The organism is Actinomadura terrae, assembly GCF_022751215.1.
Taxonomy (GTDB): Bacteria; Actinomycetota; Actinomycetes; order Streptosporangiales; family Streptosporangiaceae; genus Spirillospora; species Spirillospora terrae.
In genome coordinates this window covers 24,722-44,787 of sequence record NZ_JAICDG010000012.1, presented here as the reverse complement: position 1 = coordinate 44,787, position 20,066 = coordinate 24,722, and the positions used below count along the sequence as shown (strand labels likewise).

Below are 20,066 nucleotides of genomic sequence, written 5' to 3'. Positions count from 1 at the left end.
CGCCGGACAGACCCGCGCTTCTGCCCGGTCAGCGCCACCTCCCGGCCCCTTTCCGCTGTATTCGGTGGCACTCCATCGCAGCCGGACCGTCGGTACGTCATCGTCTTCACGTACGCGATGACGGTCGGCGGTGCAGGGCCGGAGCGGCCCGCCGCGGGGCACGGACTCAGTGGTCGTCCGCGGAGGACTCGGCGGAGCCGGCCTGGCCGCCCGCGATCGCGACGGTCTCGTCGAAGTCCATGGCCCGGGCTCCGCGGTCAGGGGGGCAGGTGGGAGTTCGCGACGGGGATCTCATGGCCGATCGCCGAACCGCGGGGGGCACAGCCGGTCGATCCCGTACTGACCGGACGTTGGCCGGACTGACGGATGGCGAGCGGAGAACGCCACGGGCGCAACCTCTGATCGCGGGCGTTGGCGGGTGCCGGACGTACGGCCTGTGCGGGCGCCGTTCCCGCCGCCTGCGAAGTCCCCAGGGCTGTCCGGGGCGGTCCTGGGGACTTTGCGTGGTGTGGTGGTGCGGGGTCAGGGGAGCTGGGCGGGGGTGGGGGGATGGGTGTTGATGCGGTCGCCGGTGGTGGTGTCGATGCGGAATATGCCGGTGGCGCCGCGGACGGCGTTGGTTCCGGTGCGCAGGAACAGTTGTCCGCGCACCGCGTCGGTTCCGGGGCGTTGGTGGGTGCCGTTGGGGCCGAGCGACGCTTGGGCGATGGCGTCGGCGGTGGTGAGGGTGGCGTCGTGGGCCAGTGCCGCCCAGCCGGAGCCTAGGTGCTGCTGGGGGAACTTCTGGTCGTGGACGAAGTCGGTGACGAAGCGCTGGTACAGCTCCCGGTCGGGGTTGTTCTTGCCGGTGAGCTGGCCGGGGTCTGCCAGCGGGCAGTAGATCAGCGTGATCGGTGCCTGGTCGTCGTGCAGGGCGGGGTCGTTGTGGCGCTGCCCGGTGGTCTCCGATCCGGCGATCACGGTGACGGGGATTCCGTGGCAGGGGCGGTCGTGGAGTTTCTGCAGGAGGGTGGGCAGGTATGCCTGCCGGCCGCCGTAGAACACCAGTTGGGGCTGGGAGCCGCACAGGGTGTTGGAGATGGTGGTCAGGACCGTCTCGCCGCTGCGCGGGTCGAAGGGGAAGACCAGGTTGCCGGCGTCGACGTAGCGTTTGAGGCCGAGCCGGGGGTCGAGGAACCCGTCTTTGAGGGTGCGGGCGTACAGGTCGGGGGTTCCGTTCGGGGTGACCTGGGACCACACCAGCGCGGCGGTCTTGTACCGGCGCTGGCCGGCCAGGTACTTCTCCAGGGCCCGCAACTGGGTGCCGACGTTGGTCGCGGTGCGGACCAGCCCGGGGATCGGGCCGCGGCCGTCGATGGTGCCGGTGGCGTTGAACCCGTCGGCGGTGATGATGTCGGCGACCATCGGGATCTTGGCGGCCGCGAGCGCGCGGGCGGCGTCCACGCTTTCCTGCTGCGATAACCCGAGTCCGACCGCGGCCACTAAGTGGCCGTCACCGCTGGTCATCGCGGTCAGTGGGCCGGTGGCCTGTCGCCAGTGGGTCTCGTCGGCGCCCATGTTGGCCACCACCAGCCTGATCTTGAAGGTTCCGGTGCGGTTGGCGTTGACCTGGGCGACGTGGGCGCCCTCCAGTTGTTGCAGGGTGCGCGAGACCGTGGGGTCGGCGGGGTCGACCGGCGACCCGAACGCGCCGCCGCCACCGGGGCGGCGCAGCGGTCCCACGAACGCCACCGTCACATACCGCTCGGGGTTGTCGATGGCGCGGGCGTTCTCGGCGGCGATCTTCGCCATGACCGGCTCGTACTCGGCCCCGAACACCTTCGCGCCGCCCTGGCCGGGGCTGCCGTCGCTCACACCGACGCACTCGCCGCCCTGGGCGGTCAGCGTCCGGCTGCGCGTGCCGCAGTGATCGCCCGAGGGGGCGTGGCCGGTGATGAGCCAGCCCGCACCCGCCGCGCCCAGCGTGACCGCCAGCGTCGTGACGGCGATCGGACGCCGCCGCGGGGGAGCCTGGAGCAGGCCGGCCCACCAGGCACCGACCGCATCCCACCAGCGCCGCCCGGGGAGAGGGTCTTCCGGCTCTGTCTGGGATACGGGGGAAGCCTGTCCTGGCCCGGAGTCGGAGGAGGAGCGGGCAAGCTGATTTCGAGTCGTCATCCAGGCGCCGTGCCGGTCGTCCCCTTCCTCGACCGGCAGGCACACCTTCACGATCTCCGACACCGCCAGCGCGCTGGGCGGCCGGTCGTCCTTGCGGGTGTTGACGTAGACGGTGGTCCGGCCGATACGGCCGCCGCTCTTGGCCGGGATCGAGTTCAGGGTGTTCCCGCTGCTCTTCATCAACTCCCGCAGCCCCTGGCGGAGTGCGTGGTTGCTGGTGAAGCACGTGGGATCGATATCGCGGGGATCGGCGACGGAGGGGCTCACGGCTCACACCTGGCCTTCGGTCACGGCGTGCCGGTCGGTCCTGCCCAGCCACGAGGCGATCTCGATCGTGGATGCGGCGACGGCCAGCAGCAGACGGACCAGATCGGCGGCGGCGTGGTCGACCGGCCAGACCACGGTCACCACCACCAGCACGACCACCAGTGTGATCACCAGTTTGGTGAGGCGGCTGCGGCGTGCCGGCAGGCAGGGGGGACGGAGGACGGCGAGACGGACGGGTGTTGCGGACATGACGCACCTCGTTCTTCCTGAGCACGGCGTACTAGCCATCGAGGGAACCGGCCGGGAGCGAGGGCCGCCACCGCGGTTACCGGCCGCCTGGCGCCCCGAACCGCTCCCGGAACCTCAGGCTTGTTCAGGAATTGACGCCTCCGCAACGGGTCAGGTCGTTTCAGAATCACCCGCCCCTGCCGGCCGGATGGTTCTGTGGTGACCGGCCCCTGGGACCGAACCCACCATCCAGCCGCCTTGCCCGCCAGCGCCGCCCCCGGGGGGATTGCCCAGCCTCCGGTGTCCGCGTTCGCGCACCCGGGCCACGATTCGGCACCGGTTCGACAACCCCGACCGGACACGCACGTGTCGAGCGCGGAGAGATTGTCAGTCGTTTCGGCGGATCAATTGTCAGTGGTTATCTGTGATCTACAGCTTCCGTGGCAGGTGCTGGCGTTGACCTCGCTGCGGGTGTTAGAGGTAGCGCAGCCGTAGGTAGGGGACGCACAGTGCGATGGTGATGGTGGTGACGATCAGGCCGTAGCGGGTGAAGTGCCAGAAGCTGATCGGGGTGCCGTTGCGGGCGGCGATGCCGAGGACGACGACGTTGGCGCTGGCGCCGATGGCGGTGGCGTTGCCGCCGAGGTCGGAGCCCAGCGCCAGCGCCCACCACAGCACGTGCCCGTCGGTGCCGGGGTGTTGCTGGACCAGGTCGGAGACGATCGGGCTCATGGTGGCGACGTAGGGGATGTTGTCGACGATCGCCGACAGCACGCCGGAGGCGCCCAGTAGCAGCATCGACGCGGCGCCCAGGTCGCCGCCGGTGACGTCGGTGGCGGCGCGGGAGACGTCGGCGATGACGCCGGTTTCGACGAGCCCGCCGACCATGACGAACAGCCCGGCGAAGAACACCAGGGTCGGCCATTCGACCTCTTCCAGTGCCTGTTCGGTGGTGACCTTGGTCGCGGCGACCAGCAGGCCGGCGCCCAGCAGCGCGACGACCGATGGCTGGTAGTGCAGCACGGGATGCAGGACGAACGCCGCGATCACCGTTGCCAGGACGGCCAGTCCCTGCCACAGCAGTCGCCGGTCGGTGATGGCCTCCTTCTCCCGCAGCGCCATCACCTCGGCCGCGCGTTCGGGGTCGTAGACGAACGCTGACCTGAACAGCCATCGGCACAGCCCGCAGAACACGGCGACCAGCACGACGATCAGCGGCGCGAGGTGGACCAGGAAGTCGTTGAAGGTCAGCCCGCCGCGACTGGCGATGATGATGTTGGGCGGGTCGCCGACCAGGGTGGCGGTGCCGCCGATGTTGGAGGCCATCACCTCGGCGAGCAGGTAAGGGGTGACGGCGAGGGCGAGCCGGTCGCAGACCAGGAAGGTGACCGGGGCGATCAGCAGCACGGTGGTGACGTTGTCCAGCAGCGCCGAGGCGACCGCGGTGATGAGGATCAGCATCACCATCAGCCGGTACGGTCTGCCATGCGCGCGTTTGGCGGCCCAGATCGCCACGTATTCGAACACCCCGATCTGGCGGAGCACCGAGACGATCACCATCATGCCCAGCAGCAGGAAGATGACGTTCCAGTCGATGCCGGTGTGCTCGGCGAGGACGCCGCGCGGGCGTCGGTGATGTGCAGCAGCAGCATCAGCGCCGCGCCGCCGAGCGCGACCGCGGTCCGGTGGATCCTCTCCGAGGCGATCAGCGCGTAGGCGACGACGAAGATCGTGACTGCGGCTGCGGCGGTCAAGGCGGCTCCTGAACATCACGGGTCGTCACGGGGTCGTCATGGTCGTCAGGGGGTTGTCATTGGTCGGTTCGGTCGGTGCCGCGGACCACGCCGCGGGCGGTGTCGCGGGCCCGGCCGAACCAGGCGGGCACTTCGTGTTCGTCGTCGAAGCCGCGGGCCACGATGATGTCGGTGGAGGAGTGCGCCAGGATCGACAGTGCGATGGTCACCCCGACCAGGTGGAAGATCTTCTCGCCGGTGGCGATCCCGGCGTCCAGGACCAGCAGCCCGTACACCACCGAGGCGAACCCCTTGGGCCCGAACCACATCACCGCGGCCTGCTCGCGGGCGGTCAGCCCCGAGCGCAGGAACGACACCCAGATCGCCGCCGGCCGGGCGACCACCAGCGCCAGCACCGCGAACGCCCAGCCCGCCCAGCCGACACCGCTCAGGAACGCCGGCGAGATCAACGCGCCGAACACCAGCAGCGCGGCCAGTTTCAGCAGTTCGGCGACCAGTTCGCCGAACTCGGTGAACGCGGCGCGGTGCTGCTCGCCGACGGTGGCCACGGTCACCCCGGCGGCGAACGCGGCCAGGAACAGGTTGCCGTGGGTGACCTGCGCCAGAGCCAGCACCAGCAGCCCGATCGCGACGGCGTTCAGCGGCTGGTACTTGGGGGAGATCGCAAACAGCCGGGTGCGCACCAGCATGATCGCCGCCCACGGCACCGCCACCCCGATGGCCACCCCACCGGCCAGCTCGGCGGCCAGCTCACCCAGGTGCAGGTCGCCGGAGTCTTTGGCGAGCGCCAGGAACACCACCACGAACGGCAGGATCAGCCCGTCGTTGACGCCCGACTCGACGTTCAGCAGGTGCCGCAGCCGCGGCGGCACCCGGTCGTTGCCCACCAGCGCCGCGGCGAACACCGGGTCGGTCGGGGTCAGCACCGCCGCGATCAGCAGCGACTCCACCCAGCCCAACCCCACCACCCAGTGGGCGAACACGGCGGTGAGCAGCAGGGTCAGCGGCAGTCCCCAGCCCAGCGCCCGGCCGGGCAGCCGCCACGCGGACCGCAGGTCCGCCCAGCCGGCGCGCATCCCGTCGGTGAACAGCACCGCGAACAGCGCCAGCTCCGCCAGTCCCGACACCAGCGGGTCGCCCGGCCGCAGCGTCACCGCGCCGGTGACACCCTCCCCCAGCAGGAACCCGCCGATCAAAAACAGGGCGGCCGTGGACAGCACCGTCCGGTGCGCCAGGCTCGACACCAGCACCGCCAGCAGCAACAGGGCGGCGAACGCCAGCAGCAGACTCATCATCACCGGGGTCTTTCAAGGGTCGACGAAACCAACGCCGACCAGACTTCCCGGCACACCGATCACCGACCCTAACGGCAACCCGCTGCCGGAACCACATTCCACCTGGCGAGGCCAATCCTCGGCCGTCGCCGCGGCGGCGGTGCGGGGCGGCACAGGACCCTCACCGCGGACGGGTCGTTCGCATAAATGACCGGTTGTGCGAGACCGGCGAACGGCCGTGGCGGTGCCGTGTCCGCCCAGGTCGCGATTCTCAGAATTCCTCGCAGAACCTGAAGGTTATGCGAGGGGGTTCTGCGAGACTGGCCGGGTGGAGTTGACCCCGGATGAGGCGGCGGACGCCGTCGAGGCGCACGACTGCCCGGCATGTGAGGTGATGGCGCCCTCGCCGTGCCGCACCCGAGGCGGCAAGGTCGCGGCCAAGTACCACACCGCGCGGTTCATCCTGGTGCCCGCGCTGCGCGACCTCCTGGAGGTGCCCGTCCCGGCCGGGCGCCGGCCCGGCGCGACCTGGCAGGCGCTGCCGCCGGTGCCGGCCGCCGAGATCGGCCCGGCCGCGCCGCCGATCCGGATCGGGTACGCGCGCTGCTCCACCAAGGGCCAGGAACTCGACAGCCAGCTGGTGGCGTTGCGCGCCGCCGGGTGCACCCGTGTCTTCGCCGAGAAGATCTCCACCCGCGTCAAAGTGCGGCCCGAGTTGGAGGCGGCGCTCGCGCTGTGCCGGGACATCAAGTCGGCCGCGCCCGGGCAGACGGTCATCTTCACCGTGCACGAGCTCAAGCGGCCCGCGCGCAATGCCGCCGAGCTGATGACGCTCGCCAGTGGGTTGCAGGCCGCCGGGATCCAGCTGGAGTTGCTGTCGGGGCCGCTGACGGGCATCTACGACCCGAACGGGCTGGGCGCGATGCTGTTCGCGGTGCTGGCGGTCGCCGCCCAGCTCGACCGCGACTACATCCGTGACAAGACCCTGGAAGGCCAGCAGGCCGCGGCCGCGCGCGGCAACCACGGCGGCCGCCCGAGGGTGATCGACGACGACATGCTCACCTTCGTCCTGGCGCTGCGCGCCAAGGGCGTCCCGGTGCCCGCGATCGCCGCCAAGCTGAAGATCGCGACCGGCAAGAACGCGGGCAAGCCGCCCTCGGTGGCCTCGCTGTACCGGGCCCTGGCCGACGCTGACGCCTCGGGCGTGGAGGTGGCCGATAGAGCCAGGTGATCGGGCGGCGGCCGCGATCAGGACCACGAAACCGCGCCGGTCAGCCGGGGAGACGGCGCGCCTCAATGGTCTGGCACCTGGCCGGCAGGATGCTGTTCACCTGCACGGCAGCGCGGATGGAAGGGCACAGCGATGGGCAAGGCCGCAAGGAACCGGGCACGACGCGGTGAGGGGCGAGGCGAGGGGCGAGGTGGCGCCGGGGCGGGCCGCGCTGCCACTGGGAGTTCGGGCTCGCGACGGCGTCACGTGGTCGTGGAGACGAGGGAAGTCGGCCATCGCGAGGGGATGGTCACGGTGCGGATGGGCCCGGAGGACGGCGAGCCGGTGCGCTTGGCGGTCCCAGCCCGGCAGGCCGGGTCGCTGCTGGAGGGGCTGCGGGCGATGCGGCTGGACGCCGAGGAGACCTACTGGACGCAGATCGCCCCGGGTGAGGTCGCCAAGCAGCGCCAGGGCGTGCCGTTCCCGGTCGTGCTGGCCGAGCGCCGGGACATGCTGCTGCGATCGGACTGGGACAAGGTCTTGGCCGCGACTCCCGATGGAGGGCGCGGGTTGTTCCTGGTCACCTTCGCCGGCCATGTCGGGTTGTGCGCGGAGCCTCCGCACGCCGCCGGGTGGGTGCTGGCCATCATCGATCCCCTGCAGTTGCACCGGATGGACCAGAGCTTCAACGCCGCGCTGGCCGGCGCGCTGGCCGAGGAGCAGAGGCTGACGCACCAGCCTGTGCTCGCGCGGATTCGTTACGTCCACCGCTGCCTGGAGGCGCGGCCCTGGCCGTACGCGCCGCCCGGGTACGCCGATCCGACCCCAGAGCAGGCCGAGGCCGAGGTGAGCGGCCGCTATCGCGACTTCCTCGCCCGCGCCCCCTACCGGCGGCCCCTTGAGCACGACCTCCCCGGCGCCGCGAGCCTGTGAAAGCAGTACGCCACCTTCACGGGGTGCGCTGATCACCGGTGCGAACCCGGCTGCAGGCGGAGGTCATGGACGAGGCGACGGCGTATCAGACGACGCTTGAGTGCGTTCGCGAGCGCGTGGCGTGGCTGCGCAGCCGCGCCACCGAACCCGCGGCGATGCCGGCATCCCAGGCGGTGCGGTTGCCGACCCTGGAGTTCGTGGAAGATGTGCTGGCCTGCCTCCTGGCGAAGGTTCACGCCGAACAAGCGGTCGCCGCTGTCGACCGGCGCGAAGCGTGCCGTCACTGCGGTGCTGTGCTGCCGCCGAGCTTCCGGCGAGGCCGGCCCCGGGTCTTCTGCAGCGACCGGTGCAGTGCACGTGCTCGCCAAGAGGCCGCTCCCCGAGGAGCCGCTCGCCGTGGGACCGCCCGGCCGATGCCGCCGCACTACCTCAAGGTCTTGCAGCTGCGCCGGGAACATCCGCAGGCGTCGCTGTCGCAGCTCGCCGCCCGGCACGCGCCTGCGATCACCAAGCACGCCTTGGCCGGCCGGTTGCGGCGAGCGCGCGAACTGGCCGAACTGCTGGACATCGACGCGTGACCATCCGTTCGGCTCCGCGCGTCGGCCTGGTGACCGGATTCGGCCGAGAGGTCGCTTCCCGGAAGTCGCTCAACTGTCCGTAATTCTCCTGCTACCTTCCGATGTCGTTCGGTTGCGCGTCGTGAGCGATTGACCGCTCTCATCCGGATTCGGGTGTCGGGTCGAGGGCCATCTCGCGGGAGGTCTGTGGTGCCGTGGGTCAGCCGGGAGCAGCGGGAGGCCACGACGGTCCGGCTGCGGCACCTTCGCCAAGCGGGTGATCTGTCGGCCGAGCACGTGCGGCTGGCCGCGTCGGGGCTCGGGATCACCGAGCGGACGGTGTGGCGGTGGCTCGCCACCCCAGAGCAGGGCCGCAAGCCGCAAGGCCGGGCCCCGTACCGGCTGACCGACACCGACCGGGAGGCCTACGCCTACTTCCGCGGCAACGTCGCCGCGGTGCACCGGGCCCGGACCGCCGCAGTGTCGGGCTCGGGCAGTGCCGCCGAAGTCAGGGCTGCCGGGGTGGCGGTGCCGGACTTCCTGCGCGCCGGGTGGGCGGACGCGGCTGCGGTGTCGCTGCGGACGTTGCAGGAGAGCTTCGCCCGGGAGCTGACGCCGGCCGAGCGGGCGGCCTGGCGCACCGGGGAGGAAGGCCGCCGGGTGGCGAGTGTCTACTTGACCCGCGCGCCGGCGCACCGCAACCAGATCTGGGAACTGGACCACAAGCAGCTGCCGGTGCTGGTGCTGCCGCCGCGCGGCACGGCGGTGTGCCCGTGGCTGACCACGATCGTCGACGACGGGACCCGGGCCCTGGTCGGCTGGGCGATCTCCCTCACCCCGCACGCCGGGACGGTGCTGACCGCGATCCGGATGGCGCTGGTCTACGACCCGGCGCGCGGCCCGTTCGGCGCGGTGCCCGCCTCGTTCCGGATCGACCGGGGGCTGGAGTTCGCCGCCCGCGCTGTCGGCGATGTGTTCGCCGCGCTGTGCGTGACCGGGCATCGGCTGCCCGCCTACCAGCCGCACCGCAAAGGGAAGGTGGAGCGGCTGCACGCCACCATCGACACCACGCTAATGAGCGGTCTGCCCGGGTTCACCGGCGGCCCACGCGACGCCGCCGGGAAGCTGTACGGGCCGCTGGACGACCGGGCCGCCGCCCGCGCCCGCGCCCGCGCCGCCGACCCCGGCACCGGTGGAGCTGGCGAGGCCGCGGTGCGGCCGATGCGGATCGAGCGATTCGCCGAGACCTTCGCGAGCTGGGCGCGCTGGTACAACACCGAGCGCCCGCACACCGGACTCGGCGGCCGCACCCCGGCCCAGGCGTGGAGCGAGGACACCACCGCGCTCGTGCGGATCGGCGCCGAGCAGCTGCGGCACCTGCTGCTGGCCGAGGCCGAACGCACGATCGGCAAGGACGGCATCCGCTGGGGCGGCCTGTCCTACGTCGCGCCCGAGCTGCAGGGCCGGGGCGGGCAGAAGGTCGCCGTCCGGTACATGCCGCACGACGACCGGTTCCTCGAGGTCTACTTGAACGGCGCACACCTGTGCACCGCGCACCCGGCTGAGCGGCTCACTGCCGAACAGGCGGAGGCGTTCCGTGAACACGCCCGCGCCGAGAGCCGGCGGCTGGGGCGCGCCCGCCGCCGGGCGACCGCTCGCGCCCGCACCGAGCTGGTGCCGCTCACCGGGGACGGTCCGGCCACCGAATCGCGGATCCTGCCCGCGCGCGCCGGCGACGAGCTGGCGGCCCGCCGCAGCGACGAACGGCTACGCCGCCGCGCCCGCACCAACCTGCTCGGCCTGACCGACCCCACCACCCAAGCCACCCCGGCCCCACTCGAACCCGCCCAACCCGACCCCGGCGAGCCGGCTCCGCCCGGCATGATCGAGCCCACCTGCCCGACCGCGAGCGACTCCGCAGCCGCCCCCGCAGCCGATGCGGCGGCCGATTCCACTGCCGGGCAGGAGAGCTGATGCCGGCCCAGTTCGCGAACCTGGCCGGGGCGGCCACGCTGACCACGCGCGAGTTCCAGCTCACCGGACGGATCATCGATGACCTGATCGCCCACGGGGCGACCGGGGTGGTGCACGGCGCCGCCGGCACCGGCAAGACCTACGCCGTCCAGGCGAGTTTGGAACGGCTGCGCCGCGACGGCCAGGACCGCCACCTCGGCGTGGGCGTGGCCGCGGTGACGCTGGCGTTCCCCAGCCGCCCGAGCATGCGGCTGGTCGCCGACGAACTGCTCCAGGCGCTCACCGGCGCGGCGGCCCCGCGCAGCCGCAACCGCTTCTACCTGACCGCCGCGCTGGTCGAGCACCTGTCCGGGCCGCAGCGGCTGATCGTCATCGACGAGGCCCAACGCCTCAACGGCGACTGCATCGAGCTGCTGCGGCATCTGCACGACCATCCCGACACCCGGTTCGCGCTGCTGTACGTCGGCGGGGACGGCTGCTGGGAGGTGCTGTCGCGCGAGCCGATGCTGGCCTCCCGGGTGTTCCGCCGGCTGCCGTTCAAGAAGCTGCCCCGCGACCAGGTCCCCGCGCTGATGCGCACCTACCATCCCATCTACCGCGGCGACGGCCGGTCGGTGGGCGGGACCGATGGTGGGGTCGACGGTGGGGTCGACGACGCTCTGCTGCTGGAGGTCGACGACGGCTACGGCCACGGCACGCTGCGCAACTGGGCCGCCTTCACCCAGACCGCCGCGATGCTGTGTGCCGAATCCGGCCGCGACCGGCTCGACAACGACGTGGTCGCCAACGCCTACGCGCTGCTGGGCGGAGGACTGAATTGACCTCGCCATCGACCCAGCCTCCCGTTCCCGGCCGCCGCTCCCGCGTCCGCCCCGATCCCGGCGACCCGTGGAACCTGCGGCCGGTCACCCCACCCGACGCGCCGCCGTCCCCGCCCGCGGGCCGGCCGCCGCCGCTCCTGCTGATCGTCGACAACGCCGGCGACGACGTCGCAGCGGTCCGGCATCTCGCCGCGCTCGGCCATCCACTCGAAGGCCGGGTGGTGGTGCGCCCCACCCCCGGCGCCGGTGACGTGGGCACGCTCGGGTTGGACCTGCTGGTGGCGATCGGCAAACACCCACACGCGGCCAAGTCCGAACGCCGCGCCGGCTTCACCTGGGAGCTGGGCACCGCGTGGCTGAACGGGACCGGCGCCCGCGACGTCGTCATCGACCGCGCGCACCTGCTGAGCGCCGACCAGCTCACCCAGCTCGCCGCCACCGCCGCCGCGATCGGCGCGAACCTGTGGCTGCTGTGGTCGGCGCCGACCAACCCCTTCCACGACCACGCCGTCGCGCGAGTCCGCGGCATGTTCGGCGACCGCACCCAGATGCTGGACCTGTGGGAATTTCAGCAACGTCTGCCGCCGCCCGCGCGGCCGCCGCTGGCGACCGGGCACACCGACCCCGCCGCGTGGCCGGTGCTGCCCGCAGCCGACTTCACCACCTTCCTGGCCGCCTGCCGCCGCCGGCTTTCACGCGCGGACTTCGCACCGGTCCAGGCGGTGTTCTACGACACCGCCGAAGCCACCGACGCCTGGTACGCCGCCGTCTTGGACAACCCCGCCGGCCCGCACGTGCGCCCTACCACCGGGATGACCCGCGCGCAGGTGACCGGCGCGGTCACCGGGTGGCTGCGCGACCACACCGTCGGCCCCGCCCCCACCCCGCGCGCCGCGCTGGTCCGGCTGCGCGCCGTCCAAGCCGCGCTGCTGGTGCGCGGCATCCTGCTGCGCTGGCAGCCCGACGCCCTCGGGCCCGATCCCGCCCACCGCCTGCCCGGCGACCTCACCCCGGACATCGCCGGACGCCTGCACGCCATCGTCCGCACCGACGCGGCCGCCGCCACCGCCCTGAGCCTTCATCTCAACCACACCGCCTACCGCCTCGGCGAGCTGAGGATCGCCGACGTCGCCCCCGACGGAACCCAGGTCCGCGGCCCCGGCGCCGGCCGCCATCCGGTCCGGCGCGTCTACCGCCTGCCCGGCGCCTTCGACACGCCCCGCTCACGCGCCGAAGACAGCGCCTGGTGCGAACTCGCCGGTCCCGAGCCGATCGAGATCCCCCGCCACGCCCGCACTCTGCTGACCGTGCACCTGGCCTACCGCCGCAACGAAGGCGCCGGCGACGACGACCCGCTGTTCACCCACCCCGCCGACCAGCACCGCAACCCCACCCCGATGCTGCGCGATGCGATCCGCCGCACCTGCCGCGCCCTCGGCCTGGACCCACCCTGGATGCACCCCGCAAGCTGCATCAACGGCCTGGACATCGGCCACCTTCCACGCGCCGTCGGGTGGCTGGTCGAACGCGGCCTGACCGTCACCACGCTCGACCCCGACCTGGCTGCGGCGCTGACCCCACGGCACCTGGACGTCACTGACAACCGGCCCCGCTGGATCACCCCCGCCTCCACCAACACCTACCTCCCCGACGCGCCCGTGTCCGGCCCGGCCTCCATCGACGACCGACCATGAGCCAGCAGTCCGGCCCGCCCCCAGAGCCGATGAGCTTCGCCGACCGGCTGCGCGCCAGCGGCCTGTCCCTGTGGGAGCTCGGCGACCTGCTGGGCATCCACCCCCATGATCTGCGCGGCCGCCAACCCGACCTGGACAGCCGCTCGGTCACCGTCCTCATCGAAGTCTGCCGACGCCTCGACATCCATCCCGCCGACCTAGTCCCCACGCTGGAAGGCATCCTGCGCAACCGGCGCGGCACCGCGCCCCAAGACCAGGAACCGGGCCCCGAGCAGGACGCGCAGACGGTGCTGACCGCGTTGACCGTCGCCTCCGTCCCACTCACCCGCGACATGCTCGCCGAAGCGCTCGACTGGACGATCCACCGCGTGCAGCACGCACTCGACCACGCCCAGGACCATCCCGAACTCGCCGGGCCGCTGGCGCTGCGGCGGGTCCCGCCCGACGCCTACACCCTCACTGCCCGCCTGGACATCCTGACCTCCGAGCAACACCTCGCCCTGGCCGGCGCCACCCGCCACCACTCCACCCTCACCGACGACGAAGCCACCGTCCTGCTCGCCGCGATCGGCGTCAGCCGCTGGCCATCTCAGGTCGACTGGAACGAGCTGCGCGCCGACCCGCGCTACCAGGCCGCGGTCGCCGCGCTGAAGGAAGCCGGAGTCCTCTACAGCGACACCGGCCCACACCGCATCGGCGTGCACCCCGATGTGCTGTTCAGCCTGCGCTACGAAGACGACACCCGCCTGGCCCGCCACCTCGGTGAGGACCTGCCGCCCCTCCCCCACCGGGACCCGTGGCCCGGCACGCTCGCGACCAACCCGGACGGCACGGTCGCCGACGACGGCCCCACGCGCTGACAACTACTCCGCGTCGCCCGCTGACAACTAGTCCGCGTTCCCACTGACATTTGCTCCGCGCTCGACAAATACCGGCCCCATCTGACGCAATACATCTTGGTCCACCCCGGCGGAGCAAGATGAAGAACAGGCGCCTGATCGGCGCGACGAGCTTCCGCCCGAGTGGATCACCCTCCTACCTTCGGAGGGTGATCATTCCGCCCCTGGATCACGGGGCGGGCGCTCCGCTCGGAAGGGGGGCCTGCAGGTGGACGACGGTGAAGGGACCGCCGACGTCGACGCCGACGTCCCGGCTCCTCGCCCAGCCGAGTCCGTCACCGGACCGAGCGCCGAGCGGAACGAACGCCAGGGCGAGGCGGGGCAGCCCGCGCGGCGGCGGCGCGCGCAGGGCGGGCGAGGCAACAAGTACAGCGTCCGGTTCACCGACGAGGAGCAGCGCCTGGTTCAGGCTGCCGCCGACGCAGCTGGTCTCACTGTCCCGCACTTGATCGCCGAGACTGTGCTCGCCTCGCTCACCGGACGCGGGACCCGGCAGATGCCGGTCGCCGACCGGCGGGCGCTGGCCTCCGAGCTGGCCGCCGTCCGGGGGTTCCTCGCCGCGATCGGCGGCAACGTCAACCAGCTCGCCGCCGCCGCCAGCTCCGGGAACGTCCCGGCCGCCGGTGCGGTCGAGGCGACTATGGCCGCGGTGGCTCGCGCCGTCGCACGGTTGGACGTGGCGATCGCGCCGCTGGACCCCCGCCCCACCCGCCACACCGCCCGCTGCGGCGAAGACGAACGGCGGGTTACCGGATGAACAACAAGATCATGAAGCGGGGCTCGAACATCGGAGGGCTGGTCCGCTACCTGTTCGGCAAGGGCGACTCCGATGAGCACCGGGACCAGCGCGTCATCGCGGCCGCCGCGACGCTGGGCATCGCCGACGGCACCCGCCTGGAGCGGCCCGGGGACTGGCCGCGGGTGCTGGAGGTGGCGCGGGACCTGGACGCGCACCGCCGCATCGCCGGGGTGGCCCCGCACGACGGCTGGGTGTGGCACTGCGCGATCTCCCTGCCGCCCGGCGAGCGCCTGGACGATGGGCAATGGGTCGAGGTCGCCCGCACCGCCGTGCGCCGGCTGGGGTTCGAGGCCGACGAGGCGGCCGGTACCGCCGGGTGCCGGTGGATCGCGGTTCACCATGGCCCCTCCTCTGGCGGCAACGACCACATCCACATCGCCGTCAACCTGGTGCGCGAGGACCTGAGGATCGCGGTCCCGGGACGGGACCGGATGGCCATGTCCCGCCTGTGCGCGGACATGGAGCGCCGGTACGGGCTGTATGTCGTCCCGGGCCGCGCCGGGCGCGGGATGCCCGGCTACACCCGCGCCGCCAAAGAGCGCGCGCAGCGCGCCACCGACCGGGCGCGGGCGCAGGGACGGCCCGGCGGCCGCGCCGTCCCCGAGACCCAGACGCTGGCCCGCAAGGTCCGCGCCGCCGCCACCCTCGCCACCGGCGAGGCCGAGTTCGTGGACGCGCTCGCTGAAGCCGGGCTCCTGGCCCGCCCCCGCTACGCCCGAGGCGACCGCACGCAGGTGATCGGATACTCCGTCGCGCTGCCCGCGCAGGCCTCCGGCACCGACCGGCCGATCTGGTACGGCGGGGGGAAACTCGCTGCCGACCTGTCGCTGCCCAAACTCCGCACCCGCTGGACGACCTCGCCGGCGACGGCCAGGACCACGCCGCCGGACGCGCTCCCGGCGTGGCAGCACGCCAACGACGTCGCCGCCGGCACCCGCGCAGCGCCGAACCCGGCGGGCGCGGCGGGCGCGGCGGGCGCGCGTCGGCACGTCGACGCCGCGCCGTCCGCGCCGCCCCTACCCCCTGCAGGTGGGGCGGCCGGGCAGTGGTGGGACGCCCTCGACCGCGTGGAGGCCGCCGCCCGCCAACTGCAGGACCTGCCGTTGGAGAACACCCTCGCGTGGTCGAAGACGGCGTCCGATACCGCCGCGCTGCTGAGCCTGCTGGCCGACCGGATCGAGGGGGAACTGCCCGCCGACCTCGCGGCTACCGCCTACACCCTGGCCTGGTCAGCGCAGACACCCCACCGCCCGCACCCTGCCGCCCACCATCACGACCATCACCACAGCGGCGCCCGCCACGGCGGGCCCGCGCGGGAGCTGGCCGACGCCGCCCGGGCCGTCCGCGCCGCCTCCCGTCCTGGCGGCGGCGCCGAGGACGTCGCGGTGGTGGTGGCGATCGCCGCCCTGGTCCTGGCCGTGCTCGCCCTGGTGGCCCTGATCCGGGCGTGGCACGACCATCAGCAGCACCGCCGCCAGGCCGCCGCGCTGACCGAAGGCGCGGGGCGCTGCGAGTACGTTGCGCGCGCCCATGTCGACGGCGTCGCACCGCCCTGGCACCGGCGCCCCCACGGACGCCTCGGCGATGCTGCCCTGCACCGCCGGATCGACCGCGCCGCCGCCGACCTGGCCAGGGACAGCGCGCTCCAGGACCGGACCGCCGAGCTGCTGCGGCAGGCCCGCGCCGGGGACGGCCCGGCCGCCACGCGACTGCGCGAGCGCGCCGGCGCCCTGGTGGACGCAGCCGCCGCCGAGGTCGAGTTGCCCGCCGCCCGGATGCGCCTGGACGCCGCTCGCCAGGACCAGGACACCGCCCGCGCCCGCCTGGCCGAGCTGGCCTCCCTCGCCGACCGAGGACGCCTGGCGCTGTATGCGCACGGCACCACCCGCGCCCAGCTCGCCCGCGCCCAGGCCGCCGCCCACGCCGAGCTCGCCGCCGCCACCACCGCCCACCAGTACGCCCACGCCCACCTCGCCGACCTCACCCGCCGCGCCGCCGCGCCCTACCCCACACGTGGCCCCTCGGCCTGGCGCGAGGGCACCGCCACCGCCGAACACACCGACCTGACCGACCGCTGGAACCACCACCTCGCCGCAGCGATCACCGACGACGTCCACACCGCACCCGACCGCGCCGCCGACCTGACCCCCGAGGCCCGCGCCGCCTACCGCGCCGTCCGCCACATCCTCCACGCGTCCGCCCAACACGCCCCCACCACCGCCCGTGCTCGCCTCGCCGAACTCCGCACCGAACACGCCGCCCGCAACGCCCTACCCGCCGACCGCGCCGACCAGGAACAGCGACAACGCCAGCACACCCCACCCCAACAACCCACCCAAACCACCCGCCCCGACGACCCCCACCGCCGCCCCAAACCACCCCACCACGGCCCCAGCCGCCACAACGGCCCGACCCGATAGACCGCCGCCGCTGGCCGGCTGCGGACCGCGGTGATGCGCGCCCTTCCCGTCCCCGGGCATCACTCATTCCCAGCCCAGCCGGACGTCGCCAGAGACCTCCAAGAGCGGTCGCTAGCTCGACTTCCAGCCGCCACGAGGTTGGATCATCTGTCCCCCGCGGTACAGGTTGCCGTTGCAATCGCGCCAGTCGGCCGGGGCGTGCGACACGCTTGGCGGCTCGGGTCCGAAACCACCCCCGCCGCCACCGCCGTCATTTCCGCCGCGCAGGAGTGCCAAGCCCGCCATGACCACCACACCCAACAACACCAACAGAACCGAGGGGTGCGAGCGCATGAACTGCACTGCCTCGTACAGAACAAGGAAGACAAGAAGCCCGACGATAAGGCTGGCCTCGATGCCCAGAATGATGTAAGCCGCCCGGCGCCCAGGCGTGGGCTGGCCGCCCGTAACCGCAGGCGCTTCCTGAGCGTACGACGGCTGCTCGTAGGACTGGGCGTACACCTGACTGTAGAGCTGGCCGTAAGAGTCGGTGACCCAGCCAGACGGCGTCCAGTGCGCCGTTGCGCCACTGCTGTGATAGGCCCAGACGCCGCCGAGGTTGTGAACGACGGTCGTGTAGCTCCCGTCGGGATGCCAGTACCGGTTCTCGTGTGCCGCAGTCGTCATGGCAGGCCCCCTTGAAAGGAGTATGCGCTCGCAAAAGTCCCCTTTCCTCGTTGTGACCGGACCAGGCCCTCAGACTGCAAGATCCCAAGTGCCCGGAAACGCAAGCGGCCTCCTTATCCCGTCGTGCCGGACCGGAAGCCAGTCGGCGGGCGAGGCGCGACGTGTGCCAGGACGTCGGCGAGGCGGACGCGCAGCGCTAGAGGTCGGTGGCCGCGCCGACCGGTGCCCTGTCGAGTTCGACGGTGTCCTACTTGCCGGGGCACGGGTGTTGCACCGGGGGCTCTACGGTTGCCGGGGGATGATGAGGGAGCCTCCGTGTGATGGGGGCGGTGATGCGGGCGGCTCAATAGGGCGTTGTGATGGGTTGAGCGGCCCAATGGGGCCTGTGGGTGGCGCAATGGGTTCTAGCGGTGAGTGGAACCCCCTAATAGGGCGTGGTGGGGGGAGGGGAGGTAGGTCGTGCGGGAGGGCGGGCGGGGCGGCTGCGCTTGCGGTGGTTCCTGCCAGCAGTAACAGCGCCAGCGTCGCTGCTGTCAGCGTGCGGCGGGTGGAAGGCGGTGTCTCCGGCCCTGCGGTCGGCTGAGCTGATCGGAGTCGTTGTTCAGCGGCGGCTACCTGGTCTCTCAGGCTGTTGGCCTGTTCTTTCAGGGCGTCGACCTCGGCGGTCAGGCGGGCCTTGTCCTTGCGGACTTGCGCGAGCGCCCGTTGGCGTACCTGCTCGCGCAGGCGCTTGAGTTCCATGGCGTGCGTGCCGCCGCTGGCGATGCGCTCCCAGGCCGCCACCCATGGCCTGAGCTGGTCGGCCGGGATTTTGCAGGCGCGCACCAGCGCGATCAACTCGTCCCGGGTGGGAGCGCGGTCTCCGTTGAGGATCTTGTTGGCGGTGGCTCTGGGCAGGTGCAGGCCGGCGCGGCGTGCCCTGCTCTCCAACTCGCGCAGACTCAGCCTCCCCGCCCGGGCCTGCAGGATCCGCAGACTCGCCACCAGCTCGGCATCGGTGGCGACTGCGGCCAGGTTCAGGTCGTGGATGTCGGGAGGGATGTCACGATCGTTTTCGTCCACAGCCGTCTCCACGTGTCCATGGGCGCTGCAGCCCAGCGTAGGAGCGGTCGCCGCCGGTGAGGGCCGGGTGTCCCCGGCTGTGGTGCCGGTGTCCACAACCGGGCGTGATCGGTCCGCTGGCGCCGGTGACCCGTCCACGCCCCTGGCGGCTCGGAGCCGACCGCAATGTCCTGGTCGCAGGCCCCGGGGCGTCGCGCTCCGGCCCGGCGATCCCCGGGCACCCTGGCCCGGAGGCAGGAAGGACCACCACGCCATGACCGACCCCAGCACCGACCCCGGCCACACCCGCGACCAGGCCCCCGAGAGCCGACACGCCGCCAGGTACTGGCGCGCCCGGCTGCGGCTGGAGTACCTGCGCCTTGCCCTGTGGAGCGCTCTCCAGATCGTCTGGGAGACCCTGCGCTGCGGCTGACCCACGCGCCACGCGACGCCCTCCTCATGCTGGCCCCCGTCGAATGCGAACTCTGCGACATGGTCGACCGGTGCCCTGCCGTATTCGACTGTGTCGTATTCACGACGGCAGTCCTCGCTCGGCGACACCGTTGCGAGGATGGGATGTCTCGGCTAGTGACTCGCCCATCGAAGGGAGGAGCGTCTGGGCCGTCAGGTCCAGAGTTCCTCTCCGGCAAGTGCTTCGAACGCCTCCTGACGTGGTGAGGGTGCTAGCGCGCGTGCTGCATAGGCCCCGGGAACCCCCACCTCGCGCCGAGCTTGTTCGTGGAAGTCGTTGATGGCTCTGTTGTAGGCCCGTTGGGCGTCTTGCCACTGCTCGTTGTCTGCAGTAAGGAGGCCCCTGGCATAGCCTTCCAACTGCCAGCTTGCTCGGTTCAAGGCCCTTGCCGCGCGAAGAGTCTGCGCATCAGCCAGTAGGGACATCTTTCCATCGCTCGACCTCGCGCTAGCTCTGCTCTTCGTAACAGCTCCAAGCCCTCGTCCCGATCGATTGGGGGTGTCCGATCGACCAGACCGGCGGTGGCGGCGAGCGCCCTGGTGAGCGTGGTGAACTCCTTGATGCTGGCGATGAACTCTGTGTAGGTGTCCAGTCGCTTCTCAGCCCACCTTTGGTTTTGCTCTCTGCGGGATCGGGTTCTCTCATTGAAGGCGCTGGTCAGGTAGGAGGTGAACGCACCGACCATGACGCCTAGCAGGGTGAAGACTTGGGCGGCCATCTGACCTCCATCGGCGGCTGTTGTGAGTCGGTGTGATCGTGAACTGGGATGACGTGGTGGGGGCCGGGGGGCGGCGTTGGCGGTGTCATCGGGACCTTTCGCGCGTAGTGGAAGGACTAGGCACCGTGTTGTCGTCGATGATGTCGCGGTGGCTGGGAACCTCGCGGCGCGGCGGCGTCGGC

At 72.1% G+C, this 20,066-nt stretch carries 18 protein-coding genes; 10 read left to right on the top strand and 8 right to left on the bottom strand.

Features of this window, described 5'->3' with window-relative positions; genetic code table 11:
* Nucleotides 1-522: 522 nt before the first annotated feature.
* The 5 genes from K2F47_RS40030 to K2F47_RS40010 form a co-directional block, all read right to left on the bottom strand.
* The gene (locus K2F47_RS40030) at nucleotides 523-2,424 is read right to left on the bottom strand and encodes a type 1 periplasmic-binding domain-containing protein (RefSeq protein ID WP_242911487.1); all 1,902 of its coding nucleotides are present in this window, start codon (nucleotides 2,422-2,424) and stop codon (nucleotides 523-525) included.
* A gap of 3 nt (nucleotides 2,425-2,427) precedes the next feature.
* Nucleotides 2,428-2,673, bottom strand: a complete 246-nt coding sequence (locus K2F47_RS40025) for a hypothetical protein (RefSeq protein ID WP_242911486.1) — start codon at nucleotides 2,671-2,673, stop codon at nucleotides 2,428-2,430.
* Nucleotides 2,674-3,126: 453 nt separating this feature from the next.
* Complete coding sequence (locus tag K2F47_RS40020; RefSeq protein WP_242911485.1) at nucleotides 3,127-4,215, bottom strand: ArsB/NhaD family transporter; 1,089 nt, start codon at nucleotides 4,213-4,215, stop codon at nucleotides 3,127-3,129.
* A complete protein-coding gene (locus K2F47_RS40015) occupies nucleotides 4,212-4,406 on the bottom strand; it encodes a hypothetical protein (RefSeq protein WP_242911484.1) in 195 nt (64 codons plus the stop codon). Before K2F47_RS40015 ends, K2F47_RS40020 begins: the two co-directional genes overlap by 4 nt.
* 56 nt (nucleotides 4,407-4,462) lie before the next feature.
* On the bottom strand, nucleotides 4,463-5,701 hold the full coding sequence (locus tag K2F47_RS40010; protein ID WP_242911483.1) for a cation:proton antiporter: 1,239 nt from the start codon (nucleotides 5,699-5,701) through the stop codon (nucleotides 4,463-4,465).
* A gap of 307 nt (nucleotides 5,702-6,008) precedes the next feature.
* Between K2F47_RS40010 and K2F47_RS40005 the strand changes: the two genes are divergently transcribed.
* The 9 genes from K2F47_RS40005 to K2F47_RS39965 all read left to right on the top strand — a co-directional run bounded on the left by K2F47_RS40005 (nucleotide 6,009) and on the right by K2F47_RS39965 (nucleotide 16,987).
* Nucleotides 6,009-6,911 (top strand): recombinase family protein, encoded by a 903-nt coding sequence (locus tag K2F47_RS40005; RefSeq protein ID WP_242911482.1) that lies wholly within the window; start codon nucleotides 6,009-6,011, stop codon nucleotides 6,909-6,911.
* Nucleotides 6,912-7,163: 252 nt separating this feature from the next.
* Entirely contained in the window at nucleotides 7,164-7,823 is a 660-nt protein-coding gene (locus K2F47_RS41165) for a hypothetical protein (protein ID WP_272498159.1), read from the top strand.
* A gap of 65 nt (nucleotides 7,824-7,888) precedes the next feature.
* Nucleotides 7,889-8,401, top strand: a complete 513-nt coding sequence (locus K2F47_RS39995; protein ID WP_242911481.1) for a helix-turn-helix domain-containing protein — start codon at nucleotides 7,889-7,891, stop codon at nucleotides 8,399-8,401.
* 189 nt (nucleotides 8,402-8,590) lie between these two features.
* Nucleotides 8,591-10,354 carry a Mu transposase C-terminal domain-containing protein gene (locus K2F47_RS39990; protein ID WP_242911480.1) on the top strand — a complete coding sequence of 588 codons (1,764 nt, stop codon included), beginning with the start codon at nucleotides 8,591-8,593 and terminating at the stop codon, nucleotides 10,352-10,354.
* Nucleotides 10,354-11,175 (top strand): AAA family ATPase, encoded by an 822-nt coding sequence (locus K2F47_RS39985; protein ID WP_242911479.1) that lies wholly within the window; start codon nucleotides 10,354-10,356, stop codon nucleotides 11,173-11,175. The genes K2F47_RS39990 and K2F47_RS39985 overlap by 1 nt, the downstream gene beginning before the upstream one ends.
* A complete protein-coding gene (locus tag K2F47_RS39980; protein ID WP_242911478.1) occupies nucleotides 11,172-12,869 on the top strand; it encodes a hypothetical protein in 1,698 nt (565 codons plus the stop codon). Before K2F47_RS39985 ends, K2F47_RS39980 begins: the two co-directional genes overlap by 4 nt.
* The gene (locus K2F47_RS39975) at nucleotides 12,866-13,729 is read left to right on the top strand and encodes a hypothetical protein (RefSeq protein ID WP_242911477.1); all 864 of its coding nucleotides are present in this window, start codon (nucleotides 12,866-12,868) and stop codon (nucleotides 13,727-13,729) included. The genes K2F47_RS39980 and K2F47_RS39975 overlap by 4 nt, the downstream gene beginning before the upstream one ends.
* Before the next feature lie 247 nt (nucleotides 13,730-13,976).
* Nucleotides 13,977-14,525 (top strand): plasmid mobilization protein, encoded by a 549-nt coding sequence (locus K2F47_RS39970; RefSeq protein ID WP_242911476.1) that lies wholly within the window; start codon nucleotides 13,977-13,979, stop codon nucleotides 14,523-14,525.
* Nucleotides 14,522-16,987: a relaxase/mobilization nuclease domain-containing protein gene (locus tag K2F47_RS39965; protein WP_242911475.1), complete on the top strand. Its 2,466-nt coding sequence runs from the start codon at nucleotides 14,522-14,524 to the stop codon at nucleotides 16,985-16,987. Before K2F47_RS39970 ends, K2F47_RS39965 begins: the two co-directional genes overlap by 4 nt.
* Nucleotides 16,988-17,098: 111 nt before the next feature.
* Here K2F47_RS39965 and K2F47_RS39960 read toward each other — a convergent pair whose 3' ends face one another.
* On the bottom strand, nucleotides 17,099-17,653 hold the full coding sequence (locus K2F47_RS39960; RefSeq protein ID WP_242911474.1) for a hypothetical protein: 555 nt from the start codon (nucleotides 17,651-17,653) through the stop codon (nucleotides 17,099-17,101).
* Between the two features lie 282 nt (nucleotides 17,654-17,935).
* A complete protein-coding gene (locus K2F47_RS39955; protein WP_242911473.1) occupies nucleotides 17,936-18,715 on the bottom strand; it encodes a helix-turn-helix domain-containing protein in 780 nt (259 codons plus the stop codon).
* Nucleotides 18,716-18,968: 253 nt separating this feature from the next.
* Here K2F47_RS39955 and K2F47_RS39950 point away from each other — a divergent pair, with 253 nt between their 5' ends.
* Nucleotides 18,969-19,127, top strand: a complete 159-nt coding sequence (locus K2F47_RS39950; protein WP_242911472.1) for a hypothetical protein — start codon at nucleotides 18,969-18,971, stop codon at nucleotides 19,125-19,127.
* Between the two features lie 415 nt (nucleotides 19,128-19,542).
* Here the strand turns inward: K2F47_RS39950 and K2F47_RS39945 are convergent, their stop codons facing one another.
* Complete coding sequence (locus tag K2F47_RS39945) at nucleotides 19,543-19,884, bottom strand: hypothetical protein (RefSeq protein WP_242911471.1); 342 nt, start codon at nucleotides 19,882-19,884, stop codon at nucleotides 19,543-19,545.
* Nucleotides 19,885-20,066 lie beyond the last annotated feature (182 nt).

Bases quoted from the DNA above. Each gene is read 5' to 3' on its own strand.
- K2F47_RS40025 (WP_242911486.1), bottom strand. From the start codon at position 2,673: ATGTCCGCAACACCCGTCCGTCTCGCCGTCCTCCGTCCCCCCTGCCTG.
- K2F47_RS40020 (WP_242911485.1), bottom strand. From the start codon at position 4,215: ATGATGGTGATCGTCTCGGTGCTCCGCCAGATCGGGGTGTTCGAATAC.
- K2F47_RS40010 (WP_242911483.1), bottom strand. From the start codon at position 5,701: ATGATGAGTCTGCTGCTGGCGTTCGCCGCCCTGTTGCTGCTGGCGGTG.
- K2F47_RS39995 (WP_242911481.1), top strand. From the start codon at position 7,889: ATGGACGAGGCGACGGCGTATCAGACGACGCTTGAGTGCGTTCGCGAG.
- K2F47_RS39985 (WP_242911479.1), top strand. From the start codon at position 10,354: ATGCCGGCCCAGTTCGCGAACCTGGCCGGGGCGGCCACGCTGACCACG.
- K2F47_RS39975 (WP_242911477.1), top strand. From the start codon at position 12,866: ATGAGCCAGCAGTCCGGCCCGCCCCCAGAGCCGATGAGCTTCGCCGAC.
- K2F47_RS39965 (WP_242911475.1), top strand. From the start codon at position 14,522: ATGAACAACAAGATCATGAAGCGGGGCTCGAACATCGGAGGGCTGGTC.
- K2F47_RS39960 (WP_242911474.1), bottom strand. From the start codon at position 17,653: ATGACGACTGCGGCACACGAGAACCGGTACTGGCATCCCGACGGGAGC.
- K2F47_RS39950 (WP_242911472.1), top strand. From the start codon at position 18,969: ATGACCGACCCCAGCACCGACCCCGGCCACACCCGCGACCAGGCCCCC.
- K2F47_RS39945 (WP_242911471.1), bottom strand. From the start codon at position 19,884: ATGGCCGCCCAAGTCTTCACCCTGCTAGGCGTCATGGTCGGTGCGTTC.